Consider the following 19,539-nt stretch of genomic DNA (forward strand, 5'->3'; position numbering starts at 1 on the left):
CGGACGGTTCATGGGTAGCCCATCGGCGGGTCAAGTGCTGGTCAAGTGGCGATCATTATTCCGCTTTGTGCCGCTTCGTCCCCCCGCCGGTCCCGGCGTCCGCGCCCGTGCTTCAATGCCCGGGTGAACACTGCATACGACGTGCTCGCCGTCTTCTGCGGGGGCGACGGCCGCCACGGCAACCTCCTCGGTGTCGTGCGCGACGGAAGGGCCCACCCCGACGAGGCGTCCCGTCAGGCGTTCGCCAAGCAGCTCGGCCACAGCGAGACGGTGTTCGTCGACGACCCCGAGCGCGGGGTCGTCGACATCTACACCCCCGGCGTCCGCCTGCCCTTCGCCGGCCACCCGCTCGTGGGCACCGCCTGGCTGCTGGACCTGGAGGTGCTGAACCCTCCGGCCGGCGAGGTCTGGGCCCGGCACGACGGCGAGTTCACCTGGATCACGGCCCGCGCGGAGTGGGCCCCGCCCCGGACCCTGCGCCAGTACGCCTCGGCCGCCGAGGTGGACGCGCTGGAGGTGCCCCCGCCCGGCGAGTGGATCTACGCCTGGGCCTGGGAGGAGGAGGCCGCCGGCCGGGTACGGGCCCGGGCGTTCCCCGGGCGGGGCGACGGCATCGACGAGGACGAGGCCACCGGCGCCGCCGCCCTGCTGCTCACCGCCCGCCTGGGCCGGGCGCTGAACATCGCCCAGGGCCGCGGGTCCCAGCTCCTGACGGCGCCCGGCCCCGACGGCACCATCGAACTCGGCGGCCGGGTGCGCGAGGTCAGGCGCTGAGCGGGAACTCGTCCGCGAGCTGACGGAACACCGCGCCGTTGAAATCGAAGGCGCGCCGGCACTCGTCGATGATCCGCTGCTTCTCCAGGTCGTCCGCCTCCACCCGGTCCAGCAGCTCGCGGTAGCCCCGCTTGAACGCCGCCGGGTTGGGGATCGACGCGAAGACGTAGAACCGCACGCCGTCGCCCTTGCGGGCGAAGCCCCACGTCCGCTCGGCCCGGTCCCGGATGATCTGCCCGCCGGACAGGTCCCCCAGGTAGCGCGTGTAGTGGTGCGCCACGTACCCGCCCGGCCACCGGTGCCCGCACTCCTCGACCCGGGCCGCGTACGCGGCGGTGGCGGGCAGCGGCGCGGCCGCCGCGCGCCAGTCCGGGCCGCGCAGATGGGCCAGGTCCCGCTCCAGCTCGGCGGTGCGGAACAGCTCCGGACGGATGAACGGCCCGGCCACCGGGTCGTCCCGCAGCGCGCCGGCGGCACCCTCCAGGGCCCGGTAGACGAACCAGAGCTGCTCGGTGTAGCGCGCGTAGGCGTCCACCCCGAGCCGGCCGCCGAGCAGGTCGCTCATGAAGGTCGAGTTCTCGGCCTCGGTGTGCTGCTGGTGCGACGCCGTGCGGATGAGCGTCGAGAACGGGGTGGCGGTACCGCTCGTGTCCAAGGCGGGCCTCCGGGGGCCGGGGGTGGAGCGCGGCGGCCGGGGGCCGCCACCGCCGCCGGGCCGCTCCGCCCAGGGAGCCCCGGGCCGGCCGCTTCCCGACGGCCTGTCGGTAAAACGGTACCCACCCGGGGCGTCAGGGCAACGTCAGGATCTCGGCACCGGTGTCCGTGACGACCAGGGTGTGCTCGAACTGCGCGGTCCGCTTGCGGTCCTTCGTCACCACCGTCCAGCCGTCGTCCCACATGTCGTACTCGTGCGTGCCCAGGGTCAGCATCGGCTCGATCGTGAAGGTCATACCGGGCTGGATGACCGTGGTGGCGTGCGGGGAGTCGTAGTGCGGGACGATCAGACCGGAGTGGAACGAGGAATTGATCCCGTGCCCGGTGAAGTCCCGCACCACCCCGTAGCCGAAGCGCTTGGCGTACGACTCGATGACCCGCCCGATGACGTTGATCTGGCGGCCCGGCTTGACCGCCTTGATCGCCCGGTTCAGCGACTCCCGGGTCCGCTCCACCAGCAGCCGCGACTCCTCGTCCACGTCGCCGCACAGGTAGGTGGCGTTGTTGTCGCCGTGGACACCGTGGATGTACGCCGTCACGTCGAGGTTCACGATGTCGCCGTCGCGCAGCACGGTGGAGTCCGGGATGCCGTGGCAGATGACCTCGTTGACCGAGGAGCACAGCGACTTCGGGAAGCCCCGGTAACCGAGCGTCGAGGGGTAGGCGCCGTGGTCGCACATGTACTCGTGCGCGACCCGGTCCAGCTCGTCCGTGGTCACACCCGGCGCGATGTGCTTGGCGGCCTCCTCCATCGCCCGCGCCGCGATGCGGCCCGCGACGCGCATCCGCTCGATGGTGTCGGCGTCCTGCACCTCCGGGCCGGTGTACGGCGTCGGGGCGGGCCTGCCCACGTACTCGGGGCGGCGGATGGATCCGGGAACGGAACGGGTGGGGGAGAGTTCCCCTGGTACGAGCAGCGACTGGCCAGACATGCCAGCGAGTCTAACCAGCCGTCGCGGGGGCACCCTTGCGACAGAGGAAGGAGCCGACATGGCCTTGTTCAAGAGGCGCGCCGTCGCGAAGGCGGGCGAGTGGTACTACTGCCTGAAGCACGGAACGGTCGAGGAGGGCCCGGAGTGCCGGGCGGCGGACCGCTTCGGCCCGTACGCGACCCGTGAGGAGGCCTCCCGCGCGATGGACACCGCCCGGGAGCGCAACCTCGACTGGGAGACCGACCCCAAGTGGCACGACACCCCGAAGGACGAGGACACCCCCTGACGGGCGGCCCCGGCGCGGACGCGGGCGCGCCGGGATGACGCTCCCGGCCCGCCGCGGCCCGCCCTACCACAGCCGGGGCGGCGGGGCCGTGAGCTGATCGGCCAGCCGGGACAGCCGGTCCCGGAACCGGTGCCGGCCCGGCGGCGCGGCCGGCAGCGTGTTCTCCCCGGCCGCGGCGCTCACCAGGTGCTGGACGATGTCCAGGTCCACCTCGTCCGCCTCCGCCACCGTCAGCGCCTCGTGCGCCAGCCCCCGCACCTCCCGGTCCCCGCCGTCCAGCGACAGCACCGTCGCCCCGGCCCGTCGGGCGTCGTGCACCCGCTCCAGCAGCGCCGCGTCCGGCCGCTCCGGCGCCACCACCAGCAGCGTCGCCCCGCGCCCGGCCGCCTCCAGCCGCCCCAGCCCCACCGACAGGTGCGCCGGACCGGCCGGCGCCGTCCGGTGCCGCACCAGCGTCGGCGCCAGCTCCGGCCGGCCCGACCAGGCCGCCTCGTCCACCAGGTGCGCGGCCAGGTGCCACGGCTCGTACCGCTCCGTCCCCACCAGCAGCAGCCCGCCGCCCCGCGGCACCACCGCGGACCGCAGGACCCCCGCGAACCGGCGCGCCGCCGCCGGCCACTCCGTACCGTCCAGGACCTCGCGCAGCAGCGCGACACGTACGGCATCCATGGCGCCGTATCGTGCCCCCGCCGGCGCCCCTGAGGCGGCCGTTCCGCGTCGTGTCACCCGCACGGGGGCACCCGCCGTCACGCCACGTACTGTCAGGGACCATGACTACTGATCCGTACGACCTCCCCGACGTCTCCGGGCTCGTCGTCGGTGTCCTCGGCGGCACCGGCGACCAGGGCCGCGGCCTCGCCTACCGCCTCGCCCGCGCCGGCCAGAAGGTGATCATCGGTTCGCGGGCCGCCGAGCGCGCCCGGGCCGCGGCCGCCGAACTCGGCCGGGGCGTCGAGGGCGCCGACAACGCCGAGTGCGCCCGGCGCAGCGACATCGTGATCATCGCCGTGCCGTGGGACGGGCACGCCGCGACCCTCACCGCGCTGCGCGAGGAACTGAGCGGCAAGCTCGTCATCGACTGCGTCAACCCGCTCGGCTTCGACAAGAAGGGCGCCTACGCCCTCAAGCCCGAGGAGGGCAGCGCCGCCGAGCAGGCCGCCGCCCTGCTGCCCGACTCGCGCGTCACGGCCGCCTTCCACCACCTGTCCGCCGTCCTCCTCCAGGACGAGACGGTCGACGAGATCGACACGGACGTGCTGGTGCTGGGCGAGAAGCGCGCCGACACCGACCTGGTGCAGGCCCTCGCCGCCCGCATCCCCGGCATGCGGGGCGTGTTCGCCGGCCGGCTGCGGGGCGCCCACCAGGTGGAGGCGCTGGTCGCCAACCTCATCTCGGTCAACCGCCGCTACAAGGTCCACGCCGGACTGCGCGTGACCGACGTCTGACGGCCGCCGGGCATGGGGGACACTGGACGGGCACGTCTCACGCCGTACCCGGACAGGAGCCGACCCCCATGCCCCGCCTCGCTCTGTACGCCCTCGCCGTCTGCGTCCTCGCGGTCGCCGCGGCCGTGGTCTCCTTCACCCAGGGCACCTGGCTCGGCATCGTGTGGGTGCTGCTGGCCGGTGTCTCCTCCAACATGGCGTGGTACTACCACCGCCGGGCCAAGCACGTCACTGGTCGATGATCGCCGAGCAGCCCGGGTGCTGCTCCTGCCAGAAGCGGTAGAGGTTCTGCCCGCAGTACGTCTCGACCTCCTGCACGCCCAGCCCGTCCAGCACCGCGTCGACCAGCCCGAAGAAAGCCTGGTTGACCTCCGGGACGAAGAGCAGCGCGAACACCGCGAGCAGCCCGAAGGGCGCGAACGGCTCCACCTGGCGGCGCACCTTGTACGACAGCCACGGCTCGATCACGCCGTAGCCGTCCAGGCCCGGCACCGGCAGGAAGTTCAGGATCGCCGCCGTCACCTGCAACAGCGCCAGGAACGCCAGCGCGAAGCGGAAGCCGGACGGCACGCCGTCCAGGCTGCCCAGCCAGAACGGGGCGGTGCACACGACGGCGAACAGGACGTTCGTCAGCGGGCCCGCCGCCGAGACGAGGCTGTGCTTCCACCGCCCCCGGATACGGTCGCGCTCGATGAAGACCGCCCCGCCCGGCAGGCCGATGCCGCCCATGATGACGAACACCACCGGCAGCACGATGCTCAGCAGCGCGTGCGTGTACTTCAGCGGGTTGAGGGTCAGATAGCCCTTCGCCCCGATGGTGATGTCACCGCCGTGCAGCGCGGTGCGGGCGTGCGCGTACTCGTGCAGGCACAGCGAGACGACCCACCCGGACGTCACGAAGAGGAAGACGGCGAGGCCCAGGTTGGCCGAGAAGCCCGTCCACACCGCCCATCCGGTGACCGCCATGACGGCGGCGATCCCGAGGAAGACGGGGCTGATCCTCCGGTCGCCGGTGCGGGAGGTGGCGGTGGCCATGGGGGGCGCTCCTGAGGGTGGGCGGGTCTGGTGGTGACCGACCGTACCGGACGCGGCGCGCGGGCCGGGGGCGGGGACAATGGGGCGGTGCGCATCTCCCTGCTCGGTCCCATACAGGTCCACCGCGCGGACGGCTCCGCCGTACCGGTAGGCGGGGCGCGGCTGCGCGCGCTGCTGACCGTCCTGGCGCTGCGCGCCGGGCGGACCGTCCCGGCCGGGCTCCTCGTCGACGAGGTGTGGGGCGGCGCGCCGCCCGCCGACGCCACCGGCGCGCTCCAGGCACTGGTGGGGCGGTTGCGGCGGGCGCTCGGGCCGGACATCGTCGTCTCGTCGGCGGGCGGGTACCGGCTCGGTGCAGACCCGGACGACGTCGACCTGCACCGCTTCGAGCGGCTGGCCGCCGAGGGCGTACGAGCCCTGGAGACGGGCGACCCGGCCGGGGCGGTGACCGCCCTGGACGAGGCGCTCGCGCTGTGGCGGGGCGGCGCGCTCGCGGACCTGCCCGACCGGGCGGCCGAGGCGGCGCCCCGGGAGGCCCGCCGCCGGGAGGCCCGCCGGGCCCGGCTCGCGGCGCTGCTGGCACTGGGGCGGGCGGAGGAGACGCTGCCGGAACTGGCCGGTCTGTGCGGCGAGTTCCCGCTCGACGAACCGCTCCAGGCGCTGCGGATCCGCGCCCTGCGCGCGGTGGGCCGCCCGGCGGAGGCCCTCGCCGCGTACGAGGCGGTACGCCGGGACCTGGCCGCCCGCCTCGGTACCGACCCCTGCCCCGAGCTCCGCGCCCTCCACACCGAACTCCTCACCCCGCCCCCGGCCCCCGGGGCGGCCGGTGTCCCAAGCAACGGCGACGGCGGCACCGGCGGGGCGCGGCGGGTGGGGAACCTGCGCGCGCGGTTGACGAGCTTCGTGGGGCGCGAGGAGGACATCGGGGCCGTCCTCGGCGACCTCGCGCGGGCCCGGCTGGTGACCCTGCTCGGGCCCGGCGGCGCCGGGAAGACGCGGCTGTCGCAGGAGGCGGCCGAGCGCGGCGGGGCCGCCTGGCCCGACGGGGTGTGGCTGGCCGAGCTCGCGCCGGTCGACGACCCCGACGCCGTACCGGACGCCGTGCTCACCGCCCTCGGGGCGCGCCAGACCGTGCTGCGCGGCGCCGGCGCCGAGGGGCTGCGGGCGGCCGAGCGGCACGGCGACACCGGCGACGCCCTCGTACGCCTCGCCGAACACTGCTCGCGGCGCCGCATGCTGATCCTGCTGGACAACTGCGAGCACGTCGTCACCGCCGCCGCCACCCTCGCCGAGCGGCTGCTGGAGGAGTGCCCCGGGCTCACCGTCCTCGCCACCAGCCGGGAACCCCTCGGCGTGCCCGGCGAGACCGTGCGCCCGGTCGACCCGCTGCCCGACCCCATGGCGCTGCGGCTGCTCGCCGAGCGCGGGGCGGCCGCGCGGCCGGGTTTCGACGTGGCCGACGACCCCGACGCGTGCGCCGAGATCTGCCGGCGCCTCGACGGCCTGCCGCTCGCCATCGAACTCGCCGCCGCCCGCCTCCGGATGCTCACCCCGCGCCGGATCGCCGACCGGCTCGACGACCGCTTCCGGCTCCTCACCGGCGGCAGCCGGACCGTCCTGCCCCGCCAGCAGACCCTGCGCGCGGTCGTCGACTGGTCGTGGGACCTCCTCGACGCACCGGAACGGGCGGTGCTGCGGCGGCTGTCGGTGTTCTCCGGCGGCTGCGACCTGGACGCCGCCGAGGCGGTCTGCGGCGGGCCGGAGGTGCCGGACGTCCTGGACGCCCTCGGGTCCCTCGTCGACAAGTCCCTCGTCGTCGCCGCCCCCACCGAGAGCGGCGACATGCGCTACCGCCTCCTCGAAACGGTCGCCGAGTACGCCGCCGAACGCCTCGACGAGGCCGGCGACCGGCCCGGCACCGAGCGCCGCCACCTCGTCCACTACCGCGAACTCGCCCGTACCACGGACCCGGAACTGCGCGGCGCCCGCCAGCGCACCGCGCTCGCCCGGTTCCAGCGGGAGTACGAGAACCTCCGCTCCGCGCTGCGCCGCGCCGTCGCCGCCCGCGACGAGCAGGAGGCGCTCTGCCTCGTGCTGTCGCTCGTCTGGTACTGGCACATGCGCGACCTGCGCACCGACGCCCTCCACTGGGCCGAGGCCACCGCCGCCCTCGGCCCCGACCCGTTCGCCCCGCCCGTCGCCCCCGCCCCGCCGCTCACCACGCGCTGCACCGACGCCCCGCCGCCGATGAGCGACGAGCAGGTGGCGGAGGCACGGCGCGGGGTGCGCCTGGTGCAACTGGCCAGCATGGACCACCAGACGGCGACCTGGACCACCCCGGAGGGGCTGGAACGGGCGCGCCGGATCAGGAGCGCGTACCGGCCCGGGCTGCCGCAGACCTGCTGGATGCCCGGCACCCTGTGGTGGTACGCGGTACTGCTCACCGGCGAGGCCGACCAGCTACGCGGCCTCCTGGACGACACCGTCGGGGCGTGCCGGGAGTACGGCTACGAGTGGGAGCTGGCCTGCATCCTCCAGATGCGGGCCAACGTGCTGGCCAACCGGAGCGACTGGGCGGGCGACGCGCTCCGCGACGCGGACGAGAGCCTGAAGGTCTTCGGCCGGCTCGGCGACTCGTGGGGCGCGGCCGAGGCGCTGTCGGCGCGCGGGGAGGCCCGGGAACGCCAGGGGGACCACGCGGGTGCCGCCGAGGACTTCCTGGCGGCCATGGAACACGCCGACCGGATCGGCGCCCAGGCCCAGATGTCGCTGCTGCGCGTCCGGTACGCCGAGACGCTGAACGAGACGGGACGGGGCGAGGAGGGTGAACGGATCCTGCGCGAGGTCCTGGCCGAGGGCCGGGGCTCGGGGCAGGAGGCGGTTCCCGCCGCGCGGCTGTTCCTGGCGCTGTGGCTGGGCCGCAGCGGCCGCACGGGTGAGGCCCGGAGCCAGCTCGACGTACTGATGGAGGAGTTCCGCCCCGGGGCGCTGGCGCTCTTCCAGGGCTTCACGCTCGGCGTGCACGCCTGGCTCGACACCCTGGAGGGCCACTACGACAGCGCGCTCGACCGGGTGTCCCATGCCCTGGCGTACGCCAAGGAGCCGCTGTCGGAGATGATCGCCCCGCACATGCCCGCCGTCCACCTGGTCACCGCGGCCCGCGCGCTGGCCGGTGTCGGCGGCCCGCGGGCGTACACGGCGGCCGTGCTGCTGGGCGCCAACGACGCGCTGCTGCCCGCCGGTTACGTCCGCAGCCCGATGGAGCGGGAGAGCCTGGAGGGCGCCGTGACGGCGACCCGTGCCCGGATCGGGGACGCCGCCTTCGACGCCGGGTACGCCGAGGGCGGCGGCCTCTCCGTCGAGGAGGCCGCCGCCCTGCTGGCCGGCGGGTGACGCTCAGGTCTTCCGGCGGAACCTGGACACCGCGAGCGGCGCCGTGACCAGCGTGATGCCGACCGCCCAGGCCAGCGTCATCCATACGGAGTGGGCGACCGGCCCGCCGTTGATGAGGTTCCGGGCGGCGTCGGCCAGGTTGGACAGCGGGTTGTAGTCGGTGAACGTCTCCAGCCAGCCGGGCATCGACGTCGGCGGGGCGAAGATCGAGGAGCCGAACTGCAAGGGCATCAGCACGAGCATGGCCACCCCCTGCACCGCCTGCGCGGTCTTCATGGTGAGTCCCAGCAGAATGAAGATCCACATCAGGGAGGCACCGAAGACCACCGACAGACCGACCGCCGCCAGCAGGTCCAGCACCGAGGTCTTGATCTCCAGACCGAGGAGGAAGCCCATGCCGAGGAGGATCGTGGTGGCGATCATCATGCGGCCCACCTCGACGACGATCTTCGCGACCAGGACGGACGACCGGGCGATCGGCATCGTCCGGAACCGGTCCATCACCCCCTTCTTGAAGTCGTCGTTGATGCCGGTCCCGACGGCCATGGCGATGTTGAGACCCATCATCGCCATCAGGCCGGGGGTGACGTAGTTGACGTAGTCCTCCTGGTTGCCCTTGCCGGCGATGGCGCCGCCGAAGACGTACACGAACAGCAGGATGAAGACGATCGGCATCAGGACGGCGTCGAACATCGACTCCGGGTCCTGCTTGATCTGAAGGGCGTTGCGGCGCACCAGGGCGCCGATGTGGCGGGCGTTGGCCCGCGGTCCGATGCGGCCCTCGCCGGGCGCCGCCGTCACCGTGCTCACGCGGCGACCTCCTCGGGGATCGTGTCGGACACCGCGGAGGACGTCTTCTCCCCGGTGATGGCCAGGAACACCTCGTCCAGGCTGGGCAGGTGGGTGCCGATGTGCGCGATGCCGAAGCCCCGGGCGGCCAGCAGACCCACCACCGCGGTCAGTTGGGCGTCGGTGAGGATCGGTACGTACAGCAGGCCCTCGTCCGGGACGACCGTCGCCCCCGCGACGCCGGCCAGTCCGCTGTCGCCCAGCGCGCGGGCCATCTCGGGCAGTTGGTCCGGGTCGACGGGCCGGACCTGGAGGGTGCGGCCGCCGACCCTGGCCTTGAGCTCGTCGACCTTGCCGCCGGCGATGACCCGCCCGCGGTCGATGACGGTGAGCTCGTGGGCCAGTTGCTCGGCCTCCTCCATGTACTGGGTGGTGAGCAGGACGGTCACGCCCTCGGCCACCATCCGCTGGACCTCGTCCCAGACCTCGTTGCGGGTACGCGGGTCCAGACCGGTCGTCGGCTCGTCCAGGTAGAGGACGGCCGGCCGGCCGATCATGGACGCGGCCAGGTCGAGACGGCGGCGCATACCGCCGGAGTACGTCATGACGGGCCGCTTGGCGGCCTCCGTCAGCGAGAACCGCTCCAGCATCCCGTCGGCGCGCCGGCGGGCGTCCTTGCGGGACAGATCGAGCAGCCGCCCGATCATGTACAGGTTCTCCCAGCCGGACAGCTTCTCGTCGACCGACGCGTACTGGCCGGTGAGTCCGATGGTGCGGCGGAGCTGCCGCGGCTGGCGCACGACGTCGTACCCGGCGACGGTGGCGGTCCCGGCGTCCGGGACGATCAGGGTGGACAGGCAGCGGACCAGCGTGGTCTTGCCGGCGCCGTTGGGGCCGAGGACGCCCAGGACGGTGCCCTCGCGCACGTCGAGGTCCACTCCGTCCAGTGCCCTGGTCGCGCCGTAGTGCTTGACGAGGCCTCGTACCTCGACGGCGTTGGTGTCGGATCGCTTCATGCCCCCATGGGAGCAGGGCCCGCCGACATGTCACCGACACCGATGACGGCCCACCGGCAGGTCGCCGACGGATCACCGACGGATCACCGACGGGCCGTGGTTCCCGCGTCCCTACGAGGACGCCGGGACGGCGTAGTCGCCGAATCCCACCCAGTCGACGAGGACACAGGGCTCGTCCCCGACCACCCAGGCGTCGTGGCCGGGCTCGACGGCGAAGAAGTCACCGGGGCCCACGTCGTCCTCGCTGCCGTCGTTCATGACGACCTTCATCCGGCCGCTGACGACGTAACAGGCGTGGGAGGCCTCGCAGCTCTCGGTGCCGGCGATGGGCTTGACGTGCTCGGTCCACCGCCAGCCCGGCTCGAACACGGCCCGTCCCACCGGGCCCCGGTCCGTGTTGACCAGATCGAGCCTCCCCTTGCCGTCCTCGAACGGTCGGGTCTCATCCGCGGAGTCGAAGTTCTTGCGGACGATTCCGGGCATGTCCACCACCTCCTGGGCGGCTGGGAACGGGCCCCCGAGTCCACTTCCCAGGCTACGGCCCGGACGAGCCGTCCACACGCCGGCGGCCGGCGCCCGCCCACCCGGGAGGTGACGGCCGACGGCCCGCCGATGGGGGAAGTCGGCGGGCCGTCGTCCGTACCGGGAGTGGCTAGTGGAAGGTGTGCTCCTCCTGCGGGAACGTTCCGCCGGTCACCTCGTCGGCGAACGCCCGCGCCGCGTCGCCGAGCGTCCGCCGGAGGTCGGCGTACTGCTTGGTGAACCGCGGCACCTTGCCGCCGGTCAGGCCCGCCATGTCGGTCCAGACGAGGACCTGCGCGTCCGTGTGGGGACCCGCGCCGATGCCGATGGTCGGGATGTGCAGGGACCGGGTGACCTCGGCGGCCAGCTCGGCCGGCACCAGCTCCAGGACCAGCGCGAAGGCGCCCGCGTCCTGGGCGGCCTTGGCGTCCCGCAGCAGCCGGTGGGCGGCCTCGTCGCCGCGGCCCTGCACCCGGTAGCCCATGGTGTTCACGGACTGCGGCGTCAGGCCCAGGTGCGACATCACCGGGATGCCGGCCTGGACCAGCATCTCGGTCTGCGGCAGCGACCGCTCGCCGCCCTCCAGCTTGATCGCGCCGACGCCCGCCTCCTTGACCAGCCGGGTGGCCGACCGCAGCGCCTGCACCGGGCCCTCCTGGTACGAGCCGAACGGCAGGTCGCCCACCACCAGGGCGCGCCTGGTGCCCCGGACGACGGCGGCGGACAGGATGGCGACCTCGTCGAGCGTGACGGGGACGGTGGTCTCGTAACCGAGGTGGCAGTTGCCCATCGAGTCGCCGACGAGCATGACCGGGATGCCGGCCTCGTCGAAGACGGACGCGGTCATCGCGTCGTAGGCGGTCAGCATGGGCCACTTCTCGCCGCGCTCCTTGGCGCCGGCGATGTCATGGACGGTGATGCGCCGAGTGCCCTTGCCGCCGTACAGCGCCTTGCCGCTGTCGGCGGGCTGCTTGGGGGCAGCCTGAAGCGTCATTGAAAGGCTCCTTCGTCATCTCGAGGCGCCCTCACGGCGTCCCCGGACCACGTCCATGGTGGCACTTCGTGCCGTACGGGGGGAAGTGGGTCCGCGGCCATCTCCGCCACACGCCCCCCGCCCGGCCCGGTTCCCGTTTTGTGCGCGTTCTGTCACAGCCCGCGCTCCGCCCGCAACCCCAGGAACCCGGCGCGCCGCCTCTTCGTCCTCGTGGCAGTACGCCCGTCCCCCGATCCCCTAGGGTCGGGTCCGGGGCGGGGCGTACGACGGAGCACGACGAGCAAGGCAGTGAGGACGGCGGCATGGCGCGGGTGGACGTGACGGAGACGGGGAACGGCAGCGCGCGGGACCAGCGGCGCACCGGATCCCGGGTCCGGTCGGTGCTCGACCGCTGGCGCGACGACCCGGGCATCTGGCGCCGGGGTGCCCTGCTGGCCTGCTGCGCCGTGCTGCTGGCGCTGCTGATGGTCTTCCACGCGCAGATCCCCAACAAGATCGGCAACCTGGGCAGTCTCACCGAGACGTTCCTGCCGTGGCTCGGCGTCTTCGTGCCGGTGATCATGGTGGCCGCGGTGGTGCGGCGCTCGGCGACCGCGCTGGTCGCCGCCCTGCTGCCGGGGGTGATCTGGCTCAATTTCTTCGGCGGGCTCGTCACCGACAAGTCGGGCTCGGGCGGGGACCTGATGGTCGTCTCGCACAACGTCAACGCCGACAACCCGGACCCCGGGGGCACCGCCCGCCAGGTCGCCGGCTCCGGGGCGGACATCGTGGCCCTGGAGGAGCTCAAGCCCGGCATGGTCCCGGTGTACGAGCGGGCGCTCGCCGAGACGTACCCGTACCACTCCGTCCAGGGCACGGTCGGCCTGTGGAGCAAGTACCCGATGGGCGAGAGCCGCCCGGTGGACATCCGGCTGGGCTGGACGCGCGCGATGCGCGCCACCGTGACCGCGCCCCAGGGCCAGGTCGCCGTGTACGTCGCCCACCTGCCGTCCGTGCGGGTCAAGCTGAACGCCGGGTTCACCGCCAACCAGCGCGACGACAGCGCCGACGCGCTGGGCGAGGCCATCGTCCGTGAGGACCTGGGCAAGGTCATCCTGCTCGGCGACCTCAACGGCACGATGAACGACCGGTCGCTCAACGCCGTCACCTCCCAGATGCGCTCCACCCAGGGCGCGGCCGGCGACGGCATGGGCTTCAGCTGGCCGGCCGCGTTCCCGATGGCGCGGATCGACCAGATCATGGTCAAGGGCGTGGAACCGGTCGCCTCCTGGACCCTCCCGGAGACCGACAGCGACCACCTCCCGATCGCCGCCCGCGTCACCCTCTGACACCGCGGGGCCGGGCGTCACCCGGCCGGGCGGTGACCGGTGGCACGGCACCCGGCACGGTGTTTGGCTGACGGGGGTCCGCCACCGATGGCGGACCCGCCCGGTCACGGGCCCCGGAGCTGGGAAAGGGCAGGTCGCCATGGCGAACAAGGAACAGAGGTTCCAGATCGACATCGACGGGATCGACCTGCCCGACGAGGTCGTCCAGCGCATCGACGCCGCTGTCCGCAAGGCCGTCCTCACCGAGCTGGCGACGGTCGATCTGCACGGCCGCGCCACCGACCTCCTGGCCCAGGGCTTCGCGGTGGAGTCGCTCGGCGGGCCGGGCCACCTCCAGGGACTCCGCGTCAAGGACGCGAGGACGGTCTAGGTGCCCGGTCCGGGCTCCGGTACCGGCGCGTCACCGGGAGCCGCCGCGGCCACGCGGGGCATGACGTGCCCGAGCGCGCCGTGCCACGAGGGTGCCGTGCTCATCGCCGTGCTGGGGGAGGACGGGCGCCTCGGCTACCTGCGCCCCGCGCTCCCCGTCGACGACGCGTTCGTGGCCGCCGCCGAGCGGCACGGCGACCCCGAGTCGCGGTTCCGGTTCGCCGACCGGTGCCGCGAGGACGGCTGCGAGAACTGGAGCGGCCGGGACTGCTCCCTCGTCGACACCCTGGTCGGCGCCGCGCCCGGCCCGGAGCCGGAGGCCGCCGCCGACGGCCTGCCCCGGTGTGCCGTCCGCGCCGACTGCCGGTGGTTCGTCCAGCGGGGCCCCCGGGCCTGCGCCGTCTGCCCCCTCGTGGTCTACCGGCCGGAACCCCGCCCGGTCGGCCAGGACCCGGACCCGGCGGTACCGGCGGACCGAAGGGGGCGGGGGCGGTCCGGGGACGTCAGCCCGTCGTCGTCTCGCGCCAGCGGTTGGTGATCGGCAGGCGCCGGTCCTTGCCGAAGCCCTTGGCCGAGATCTTGGTTCCCGGCGGGTACTGGCGCCGCTTGTACTCGGCCGTGTCCACCAGCCGCAGCGTCCGCGTCACCAGCTCGTCGTCGTACCCCCCGGCGACGATCGCGTCCTTGCCCTGGTCGCGGTCGACGTACAGCTCCAGGATCCGGTCCAGCACGTCGTAGTCGGGCAGCGAGTCGGTGTCGACCTGCCCCGGCCGCAGTTCGGCGCTCGGCGGCTTGGAGAGGGAGTTCTCCGGGATCGGCGGGGTCTGGCCCCGCTCCTCGGCCGCGCGGTTGCGCCACCGCGCCAGGCGGAAGACGGTCGTCTTGTACACGTCCTTGATGGGCCCGTACGCGCCGACCGAGTCGCCGTACAGCGTCGAATACCCCACCGCCAGCTCCGACTTGTTGCCCGGCGCCAGCACGATGTGCCCCTCCTGGTTGGAGATCGCCATCAGCATCGTGCCGCGCAGCCGCGACTGGAGGTTCTCCTCCGCCAGGCCCGTCAGGCCGAGCGAGCCCATGTAGGCGTCGAACATCGGCTCGATCGACACCGTGCGGAAGTTGAGGCCCGTGCGGCGGGCCAGCTCCGCCGCGTCGCCCTTGGAGTGGTCGGAGCTGTACTTGGACGGCATCGACACCCCGTACACGTTCCCCGCGCCCAGCGCGTCGCAGGCGATCGCGGCGACCAGCGCCGAGTCGATCCCGCCCGACAGACCGACCAGCACGGAACGGAAACCGTTCTTGGCGGCGTACGCCCGCAGCCCCACCACCAGGGCGGTGTACACCTCCTCGTCGTCGTCGAGGCGCTCCGCGTACCCGCCGGTCAGCTCCGCCTCGTAGGCGGGCAGCGGCTCCTCCGACAGCACGACCCGCTCGATGCGGAGCCCGTCGTCCACGACGCCCTCCGGGGCGTCCGGGGACGCCGCCGGCAGGTCCAGGTCCAGGATCACGCTGCCCTCGGCGAACTGCGGCGCCCGCGCCACGACCTCGCCGTCCTTGTCGACCACGATGGAGTCGCCGTCGAAGACCAGGTCGTCCTGGCCGCCGATCATCGCCAGGTAGGCGAGGGTGCAGCCGGCCTCCTGGGCGCGCTTGCGCACCAGTTCCAGCCGGACGTCGTCCTTGTTCCGCTCGTACGGGGAGGCGTTGATCGAGATCAGCAGACCCGCGTGCGCGCTGCGGGCGGCCGGGACGCGGCCGCCGTCCTGCCACAGGTCCTCGCAGATGGCGAGCGCGACGTCCACCCCGTGGACCCGGACCACCGGCATCGTGTCGCCGGGCACGAAGTACCGGAACTCGTCGAAGACGCCGTAGTTCGGCAGGTGGTGCTTGGCGAACGACAGCACCACGTCCCCGTCGTACAGCACCGCGGCGGCGTTCCGCGGCGCCCCGGCGGGCTGGCCGTAACGGGGCTGGGCCTTCTCCGTACGGTCCAGGTAGCCCACCACCACGGGGACACCGCCGAAGCCCTCCTCGGCGAGGCGCGCGGCGAGCGCGCGCAGCGCGCTGCGGGACGCCTCGACGAAGGACGACCGCAGGGCCAGGTCCTCGACGGGGTAGCCGGTCAGCACCATCTCGGGGAACGCGACCAGATGCGCTCCCTGCTCCACGGAGTGCCGGGTCCAGTGCACGATCGCCTCGGCGTTCCCGGCGAGATCACCGACGGTCGAGTCGATCTGATTCAGAGCGAGGCGTAGTTGAGGCACCCGGCCAGTGTAATCGTCAGAGCGACGCGATGTCCTGACGGGCCCGCCGGACGCGCCGGGCACGACGACGCGGGCGGGCCGCACCGGGCACGGCGACGCGGGCGGGCCGCGCCGGCCACGACGACGGGGGCGGGCCGCACCGCGCGCGTGCCACGCCCCCGTACCGGTGGAGCGGTCAGCGCCGCTCGTAGACCCGCCCCGCCCAGTCGGCCACCTGGGCGTCCGACAGGTGCCGGGCCAGGTCGGCCTCGCTGATCATGCCCACCAGACGCTTGTTCTCGATCACCGGAAGCCGGCGGATCCGGTGGCCCTTCATCTCGCGGAGGACCTCCTCCACGTCCGCGCTCGCGTCGATCCAGCGCGGGGTGCCCTTCGCCATCTCGCCCGCCTTGACGCGCGCCGGGTCGTGGCCCATGGCCACACAGCCGACGACGATGTCCCGGTCGGTGATGATGCCGCAGAGCCGCTCGTTCTCGTCGGCGACGGGCAGGGCGCCCACATCGAGGTCGCGCATGAGCTGCGCGGCACGGTCGAGGGTCTCGTGGGCGGGGAGCCACTCGGCTCCGGGGTGCATGATGTCCTTGGCGGTGGTCATGGGGTTCGTTTCCTCCGAAGACGCCGTACGGCGCCGTACGCGGTCCCCGAGCGCCTTCATTCTCGTCGCCGCCCCGTCGCCCCGCGACCGCTGCTCGGCCGTACGGCCGCCCCGGGCACCCCGGAGCGGCCGCACGGCGGCCGGCCGCCGCCGGACGCTACGGCTTCGCGCCGCGCTTCTCCAACAGGTCGGCCATCAGCAGGATCTCCGACTCCTGCGCGTCGACCATCCCCTGCGCCAGGTTCCGCTCCACCCCGGGACGGCACCGGTCCACACAGCCGCGCGCCATGTGCACCCCGCCCCGGTGGTGCTCGGTCATCAGCCGCAGGTACAGGACCTCCGCCTGCCGGCCGCTCGCCGTCCGCAACCGGTCCAGCTCGTCGGCCGTGGCCATGCCCGGCATCAGCGGGCCGGAGTGCCCCGGGCCGTGGGACGGCATGTCCATCCAGGCCATCGGCTCGCTCCCCGCCACCACCTTCGGCAACCCCCACATGTCCAGCCAGCCCAGCATCATGCCGCGCTGGTTGGCCTGGGTGTTGGCGATGTCGTACGCCAGCCGGCGCACCTCCTCGTCCTTCGTGCGGTCCCGCACGATGAACGACATCTCCACGGCCTGCTGGTGGTGCACCGACATGTCCCGCGCGAACCCGGCGTCCGCCGAGTCCTCGGCCGGCACGGCCGCGGCACGGCCCTCGGTCCCCGGGCCCGCCGACGCGACCGTCGCCGCCCCGGCGAACAGCAGCGCCAGCACCACCGCCGTCACCGCCGCCCAGTGCGTACGGGTCACTGCGGGTCCAGCCCGTTGGTGCACGCCGCGCCCGGCTCGGGCGTCTGCGGGCCCTGCACGTACTTGGTGAAGAAGGCGTCCACCCGCGGGTCGTCGGCACCGTCGACGGTGACCTGCTTGCCCCACGCGCTCAGCATGATCGGACCGGCCTGGCCCTCGACCGGGCTCATGAAGGAGTACGAGGTCTTGCCGACCTTCTCCGCCAGCTTCTTCACGTCGTCCGCCGGCGCCTTGGAGTTGTACGTCACCCACACCGCGCCGTGCTCCAGGGAGTGCACCGCGTTCCGCTCGGGAACCGGCTTCTTGTACACGTCCCGGTCGCAGTTGAGCCACACCTGGTCGTGGTCACCGCCCACCGGGGGCTTCATCGGGTACGTCACGGACTTGGTGACGTGGTTGCGGCCCAGCTTCTTGGCGTCCCAGGACTTCTCGTCCTCGATCGGCGCCTTGGCGGCCGCCTCCTGCTGCTCCTGCTCCTTGTTCTCCTTGTTCAGCACGTATCCGCCGAAGCCCACGAGGCCGGCGACCACGAGAGCGCTGACGGAGATGGTGATCACGCGGTTGCGGCGCTCACGGGCGCGCTCGGCGCGGCGCATCTCCTCTATTCGGGCACGGCGGTCGGCGGTGGACGATCGGTTGGCAGCCATGGTGGGGGTTTCCTTGTCGGATGTGGAGGGTCGTCACTGCTGGGTCCGGGACTGCGGCGGGCTGCCCTAGGTCCGCAGCACCTGGAGGACGTGGAGGTCCGGCGCGCGCGGCCGGACGCCGGAGGCGGCGGGCCGGCCGGCGGGAGCGGTTGCCCCCGCCCGCACCAGGCCGTCCGGCTGGGCCGGCGGGTCGAGCGGCGGGGCGGTGAGGACGGCGGGGGTCAGGTACGGGAAGAGCCCGCAGTCGCCCCGGTCGTACGGGCAGATGTACTCGCCGGCTTCGTGCCCCGTCCCGTACCCGGAAGCCGGGTGCCCGGCGGCGGTGCTGCCGGCCACGGGGCCCCGGTGCCCGGCCCCGGCGCCGCCGTGCGGGGCGACACAGACGAAGAGCGCGGCGAGCAGCGTCGCCACGGCGCCCGCGAACGCCATGGGACGCGCGATGCGTATGAGCCCGTGGCCCCCCATGGGCGCTGATGGTAATGGGCCGCCGTCCGGTCAGCCACGCCCGTCCGGCGTACAGAGCGCCAGCAGCGCCACGTCGTCGGCCACCTCACCGGCGTACGACGCCAGATCGCGCCACACCTCACGCACCAGCTCCACCGGCGAGACGGGCCACGTCTCCGCCCGCAGCCGGGTCTCCAGCGGGTAGAACGCGCCCGTCGCGTCCCGCGCCTCCGTCACGCCGTCCGTGTGCGCCAGCAGCACGTCCGACGGCCGCAGCGGCACCGTCACCGCCTCCGGCGCCCGGTACTCCCTCAGCCCCAGCCCCAGGGGCGCGCCCGGCGCCAGCTCCACCTCGCGCGGGCCGTCCCCGTCCACCAGCAGCGGCGCCGGGTGCCCGCAGCTCAGCACCCGTACCGCCCTGCCGCCCGGCGGGAACTCCATCAGCACCGCGGTCGCGAACACCTCCGTCTCGCCCCGCCCCGCCGAGTCCACCACCAGCCGCCGGTCCAGCCGCCGGGCCACCCCGGCCAGCTCCGGCTCGTCCAGCACGGCCTCCCGGAACGTCCCCAGCAGCGCCGACACCGTCCCCACCGCCTCCAGGCCGTGCCCCTTCACATCGGCCACGATCGCCCGCACTCCGTACGGCCCGTCCTGCACGTCGTACAGGTCCCCGCCCACCAGCGTCCCCCGCTCCGCCGCCCGGTACAGCGCCCCGCACCGCACCGGGCCCACCCGCTCCGGCATCGGCGGCAGCACGGCGAGCTGGGCCGCCTCCGCCACCGTCCGCACCGACACGAGCTGCGCGTCCCGCCGCACCCGCACCCCGGCCAGGATGACGCTGACCGCGCCGATCAGCCCGAAGGCCAGCAGGTCGCCGTAGGTGACGTCGTCGGCGCGGATGGCGGGCATCAGCAGCAGCCCGAACAGGGTGCCCGCCACCATGGCCGTGCCGAGCATTCCGTACAGCAGCGAGGTCAGGGGCGGCACCACGGCGAACGCGAAGCCGAGCTGCACGCTCCTCGGGGTGGTGAGCTGGACGACCACCAGAAGGACCATCGTCAGCCAGGGCAGCAGACGCAGCCAGGCCGGCGGCTTGCCGGCGCCGGGCAACTGCTGGGTGCCACGGTCCATGGGACCAGTCTGCGAGGCCTCCGTTACCTACGCCACAGAGGTCCATGCACTATGGGTTCGCAACGTGCACGAAA

At 73.6% G+C, this 19,539-nt stretch carries 22 protein-coding genes; 8 read left to right on the forward strand and 14 right to left on the reverse strand.

The window, feature by feature from the left end:
- The first annotated feature begins 123 nt into the window (after positions 1-123).
- Positions 124-774 carry a PhzF family phenazine biosynthesis protein gene (locus ACF068_RS25410; RefSeq protein WP_392276597.1) on the forward strand — a complete coding sequence of 217 codons (651 nt, stop codon included), beginning with the start codon at positions 124-126 and terminating at the stop codon, positions 772-774.
- Here the strand turns inward: ACF068_RS25410 and ACF068_RS25415 are convergent.
- Both ACF068_RS25415 and map read right to left on the reverse strand, forming a co-directional pair.
- Positions 764-1,429 carry a heme oxygenase (biliverdin-producing) gene (locus tag ACF068_RS25415; RefSeq protein ID WP_392276598.1) on the reverse strand — a complete coding sequence of 222 codons (666 nt, stop codon included), beginning with the start codon at positions 1,427-1,429 and terminating at the stop codon, positions 764-766. The two genes, ACF068_RS25410 and ACF068_RS25415, sit on opposite strands and share 11 nt — an antisense overlap.
- 133 nt (positions 1,430-1,562) lie before the next feature.
- Entirely contained in the window at positions 1,563-2,420 is an 858-nt protein-coding gene (map, locus tag ACF068_RS25420; protein WP_392276599.1) for a type I methionyl aminopeptidase, read from the reverse strand.
- A gap of 58 nt (positions 2,421-2,478) precedes the next feature.
- Between map and ACF068_RS25425 the strand changes: the two genes are divergently transcribed.
- Positions 2,479-2,706, forward strand: a complete 228-nt coding sequence (locus ACF068_RS25425) for a hypothetical protein (protein WP_392276600.1) — start codon at positions 2,479-2,481, stop codon at positions 2,704-2,706.
- Between the two features lie 63 nt (positions 2,707-2,769).
- Here the strand turns inward: ACF068_RS25425 and ACF068_RS25430 are convergent, their stop codons facing one another.
- Positions 2,770-3,375 (reverse strand): hypothetical protein, encoded by a 606-nt coding sequence (locus ACF068_RS25430; protein WP_392276601.1) that lies wholly within the window; start codon positions 3,373-3,375, stop codon positions 2,770-2,772.
- 101 nt (positions 3,376-3,476) lie between these two features.
- Here ACF068_RS25430 and npdG point away from each other — a divergent pair, with 101 nt between their 5' ends.
- Positions 3,477-4,151 carry an NADPH-dependent F420 reductase gene (gene npdG / locus ACF068_RS25435; protein ID WP_392276602.1) on the forward strand — a complete coding sequence of 225 codons (675 nt, stop codon included), beginning with the start codon at positions 3,477-3,479 and terminating at the stop codon, positions 4,149-4,151.
- A 68-nt stretch (positions 4,152-4,219) separates the two neighbouring features.
- Positions 4,220-4,393, forward strand: coding sequence for a hypothetical protein (locus ACF068_RS25440; protein WP_392276603.1), 174 nt, complete (start codon positions 4,220-4,222; stop codon positions 4,391-4,393).
- Here ACF068_RS25440 and ACF068_RS25445 read toward each other — a convergent pair.
- Positions 4,380-5,186, reverse strand: coding sequence for a site-2 protease family protein (locus tag ACF068_RS25445; protein WP_392276604.1), 807 nt, complete (start codon positions 5,184-5,186; stop codon positions 4,380-4,382). The genes ACF068_RS25440 and ACF068_RS25445 overlap by 14 nt on opposite strands.
- 87 nt (positions 5,187-5,273) lie before the next feature.
- Here ACF068_RS25445 and ACF068_RS25450 point away from each other — a divergent pair, with 87 nt between their 5' ends.
- Positions 5,274-8,579 carry a BTAD domain-containing putative transcriptional regulator gene (locus ACF068_RS25450; protein WP_392276605.1) on the forward strand — a complete coding sequence of 1,102 codons (3,306 nt, stop codon included), beginning with the start codon at positions 5,274-5,276 and terminating at the stop codon, positions 8,577-8,579.
- Between the two features lie 3 nt (positions 8,580-8,582).
- Here the strand turns inward: ACF068_RS25450 and ACF068_RS25455 are convergent, their stop codons facing one another.
- From ACF068_RS25455 to panB, 4 genes are all read right to left on the reverse strand, one after another.
- Entirely contained in the window at positions 8,583-9,389 is an 807-nt protein-coding gene (locus ACF068_RS25455) for an ABC transporter permease (protein WP_392276606.1), read from the reverse strand.
- Positions 9,386-10,384, reverse strand: coding sequence for an ATP-binding cassette domain-containing protein (locus ACF068_RS25460; RefSeq protein WP_392276607.1), 999 nt, complete (start codon positions 10,382-10,384; stop codon positions 9,386-9,388). The genes ACF068_RS25455 and ACF068_RS25460 overlap by 4 nt, the downstream gene beginning before the upstream one ends.
- 111 nt (positions 10,385-10,495) lie before the next feature.
- A complete protein-coding gene (locus ACF068_RS25465) occupies positions 10,496-10,867 on the reverse strand; it encodes a cupin domain-containing protein (RefSeq protein WP_392276608.1) in 372 nt (123 codons plus the stop codon).
- Positions 10,868-11,036: 169 nt separating this feature from the next.
- Positions 11,037-11,900, reverse strand: coding sequence for a 3-methyl-2-oxobutanoate hydroxymethyltransferase (gene panB, locus ACF068_RS25470; RefSeq protein WP_392276609.1), 864 nt, complete (start codon positions 11,898-11,900; stop codon positions 11,037-11,039).
- A 302-nt stretch (positions 11,901-12,202) separates the two neighbouring features.
- On the opposite strand from panB, the gene ACF068_RS25475 reads away from it, so the two are divergent.
- The 3 genes from ACF068_RS25475 (at position 12,203) to ACF068_RS25485 (ending at position 14,135) form a co-directional block, all read left to right on the forward strand.
- Entirely contained in the window at positions 12,203-13,228 is a 1,026-nt protein-coding gene (locus ACF068_RS25475) for an endonuclease/exonuclease/phosphatase family protein (protein ID WP_392276610.1), read from the forward strand.
- Between the two features lie 139 nt (positions 13,229-13,367).
- Positions 13,368-13,598, forward strand: coding sequence for a hypothetical protein (locus tag ACF068_RS25480; RefSeq protein ID WP_392276611.1), 231 nt, complete (start codon positions 13,368-13,370; stop codon positions 13,596-13,598).
- A 96-nt stretch (positions 13,599-13,694) separates the two neighbouring features.
- Positions 13,695-14,135: a hypothetical protein gene (locus ACF068_RS25485; RefSeq protein ID WP_392276612.1), complete on the forward strand. Its 441-nt coding sequence runs from the start codon at positions 13,695-13,697 to the stop codon at positions 14,133-14,135.
- On the opposite strand, the gene ACF068_RS25490 is transcribed toward ACF068_RS25485, so the two are convergent.
- From ACF068_RS25490 to ACF068_RS25515, 6 genes are all read right to left on the reverse strand, one after another.
- Positions 14,101-15,861 (reverse strand): NAD+ synthase, encoded by a 1,761-nt coding sequence (locus ACF068_RS25490; RefSeq protein WP_392276613.1) that lies wholly within the window; start codon positions 15,859-15,861, stop codon positions 14,101-14,103. The two genes, ACF068_RS25485 and ACF068_RS25490, sit on opposite strands and share 35 nt — an antisense overlap.
- Before the next feature lie 175 nt (positions 15,862-16,036).
- Positions 16,037-16,456, reverse strand: coding sequence for a CBS domain-containing protein (locus ACF068_RS25495; RefSeq protein WP_392276614.1), 420 nt, complete (start codon positions 16,454-16,456; stop codon positions 16,037-16,039).
- A 157-nt stretch (positions 16,457-16,613) separates the two neighbouring features.
- A complete protein-coding gene (locus ACF068_RS25500; protein WP_392276615.1) occupies positions 16,614-17,243 on the reverse strand; it encodes a DUF305 domain-containing protein in 630 nt (209 codons plus the stop codon).
- Positions 17,240-17,890 (reverse strand): DUF3105 domain-containing protein, encoded by a 651-nt coding sequence (locus ACF068_RS25505; protein WP_392276616.1) that lies wholly within the window; start codon positions 17,888-17,890, stop codon positions 17,240-17,242. Before ACF068_RS25505 ends, ACF068_RS25500 begins: the two co-directional genes overlap by 4 nt.
- Positions 17,891-17,956: 66 nt before the next feature.
- A complete protein-coding gene (locus tag ACF068_RS25510; RefSeq protein WP_392276617.1) occupies positions 17,957-18,355 on the reverse strand; it encodes a hypothetical protein in 399 nt (132 codons plus the stop codon).
- A 30-nt stretch (positions 18,356-18,385) separates the two neighbouring features.
- Positions 18,386-19,465: a PP2C family protein-serine/threonine phosphatase gene (locus ACF068_RS25515; protein ID WP_392276618.1), complete on the reverse strand. Its 1,080-nt coding sequence runs from the start codon at positions 19,463-19,465 to the stop codon at positions 18,386-18,388.
- Between the last annotated feature and the right edge of the window lie 74 nt (positions 19,466-19,539).

Origin of the sequence: Streptomyces sp. NPDC016309, assembly GCF_043077235.1 — a bacterium.
In the GTDB taxonomy this organism is placed as follows: Bacteria; Actinomycetota; Actinomycetes; order Streptomycetales; family Streptomycetaceae; genus Streptomyces.

What these genes read in the sequence shown, in the direction of transcription:
- map (WP_392276599.1), bottom strand. Translation starts at nt 2,420, where the DNA reads ATGTCTGGCCAGTCGCTGCTCGTACCAGGGGAACTCTCCCCCACCCGT.
- ACF068_RS25425 (WP_392276600.1), top strand. Translation starts at nt 2,479, where the DNA reads ATGGCCTTGTTCAAGAGGCGCGCCGTCGCGAAGGCGGGCGAGTGGTAC.
- ACF068_RS25430 (WP_392276601.1), bottom strand. Translation starts at nt 3,375, where the DNA reads ATGGATGCCGTACGTGTCGCGCTGCTGCGCGAGGTCCTGGACGGTACG.
- npdG (WP_392276602.1), top strand. Translation starts at nt 3,477, where the DNA reads ATGACTACTGATCCGTACGACCTCCCCGACGTCTCCGGGCTCGTCGTC.
- ACF068_RS25440 (WP_392276603.1), top strand. Translation starts at nt 4,220, where the DNA reads ATGCCCCGCCTCGCTCTGTACGCCCTCGCCGTCTGCGTCCTCGCGGTC.
- ACF068_RS25445 (WP_392276604.1), bottom strand. Translation starts at nt 5,186, where the DNA reads ATGGCCACCGCCACCTCCCGCACCGGCGACCGGAGGATCAGCCCCGTC.
- ACF068_RS25460 (WP_392276607.1), bottom strand. Translation starts at nt 10,384, where the DNA reads ATGAAGCGATCCGACACCAACGCCGTCGAGGTACGAGGCCTCGTCAAG.
- ACF068_RS25465 (WP_392276608.1), bottom strand. Translation starts at nt 10,867, where the DNA reads ATGCCCGGAATCGTCCGCAAGAACTTCGACTCCGCGGATGAGACCCGA.
- panB (WP_392276609.1), bottom strand. Translation starts at nt 11,900, where the DNA reads ATGACGCTTCAGGCTGCCCCCAAGCAGCCCGCCGACAGCGGCAAGGCG.
- ACF068_RS25475 (WP_392276610.1), top strand. Translation starts at nt 12,203, where the DNA reads ATGGCGCGGGTGGACGTGACGGAGACGGGGAACGGCAGCGCGCGGGAC.
- ACF068_RS25480 (WP_392276611.1), top strand. Translation starts at nt 13,368, where the DNA reads ATGGCGAACAAGGAACAGAGGTTCCAGATCGACATCGACGGGATCGAC.
- ACF068_RS25495 (WP_392276614.1), bottom strand. Translation starts at nt 16,456, where the DNA reads ATGACCACCGCCAAGGACATCATGCACCCCGGAGCCGAGTGGCTCCCC.
- ACF068_RS25505 (WP_392276616.1), bottom strand. Translation starts at nt 17,890, where the DNA reads ATGGCTGCCAACCGATCGTCCACCGCCGACCGCCGTGCCCGAATAGAG.
- ACF068_RS25510 (WP_392276617.1), bottom strand. Translation starts at nt 18,355, where the DNA reads ATGGGGGGCCACGGGCTCATACGCATCGCGCGTCCCATGGCGTTCGCG.
- ACF068_RS25515 (WP_392276618.1), bottom strand. Translation starts at nt 19,465, where the DNA reads ATGGACCGTGGCACCCAGCAGTTGCCCGGCGCCGGCAAGCCGCCGGCC.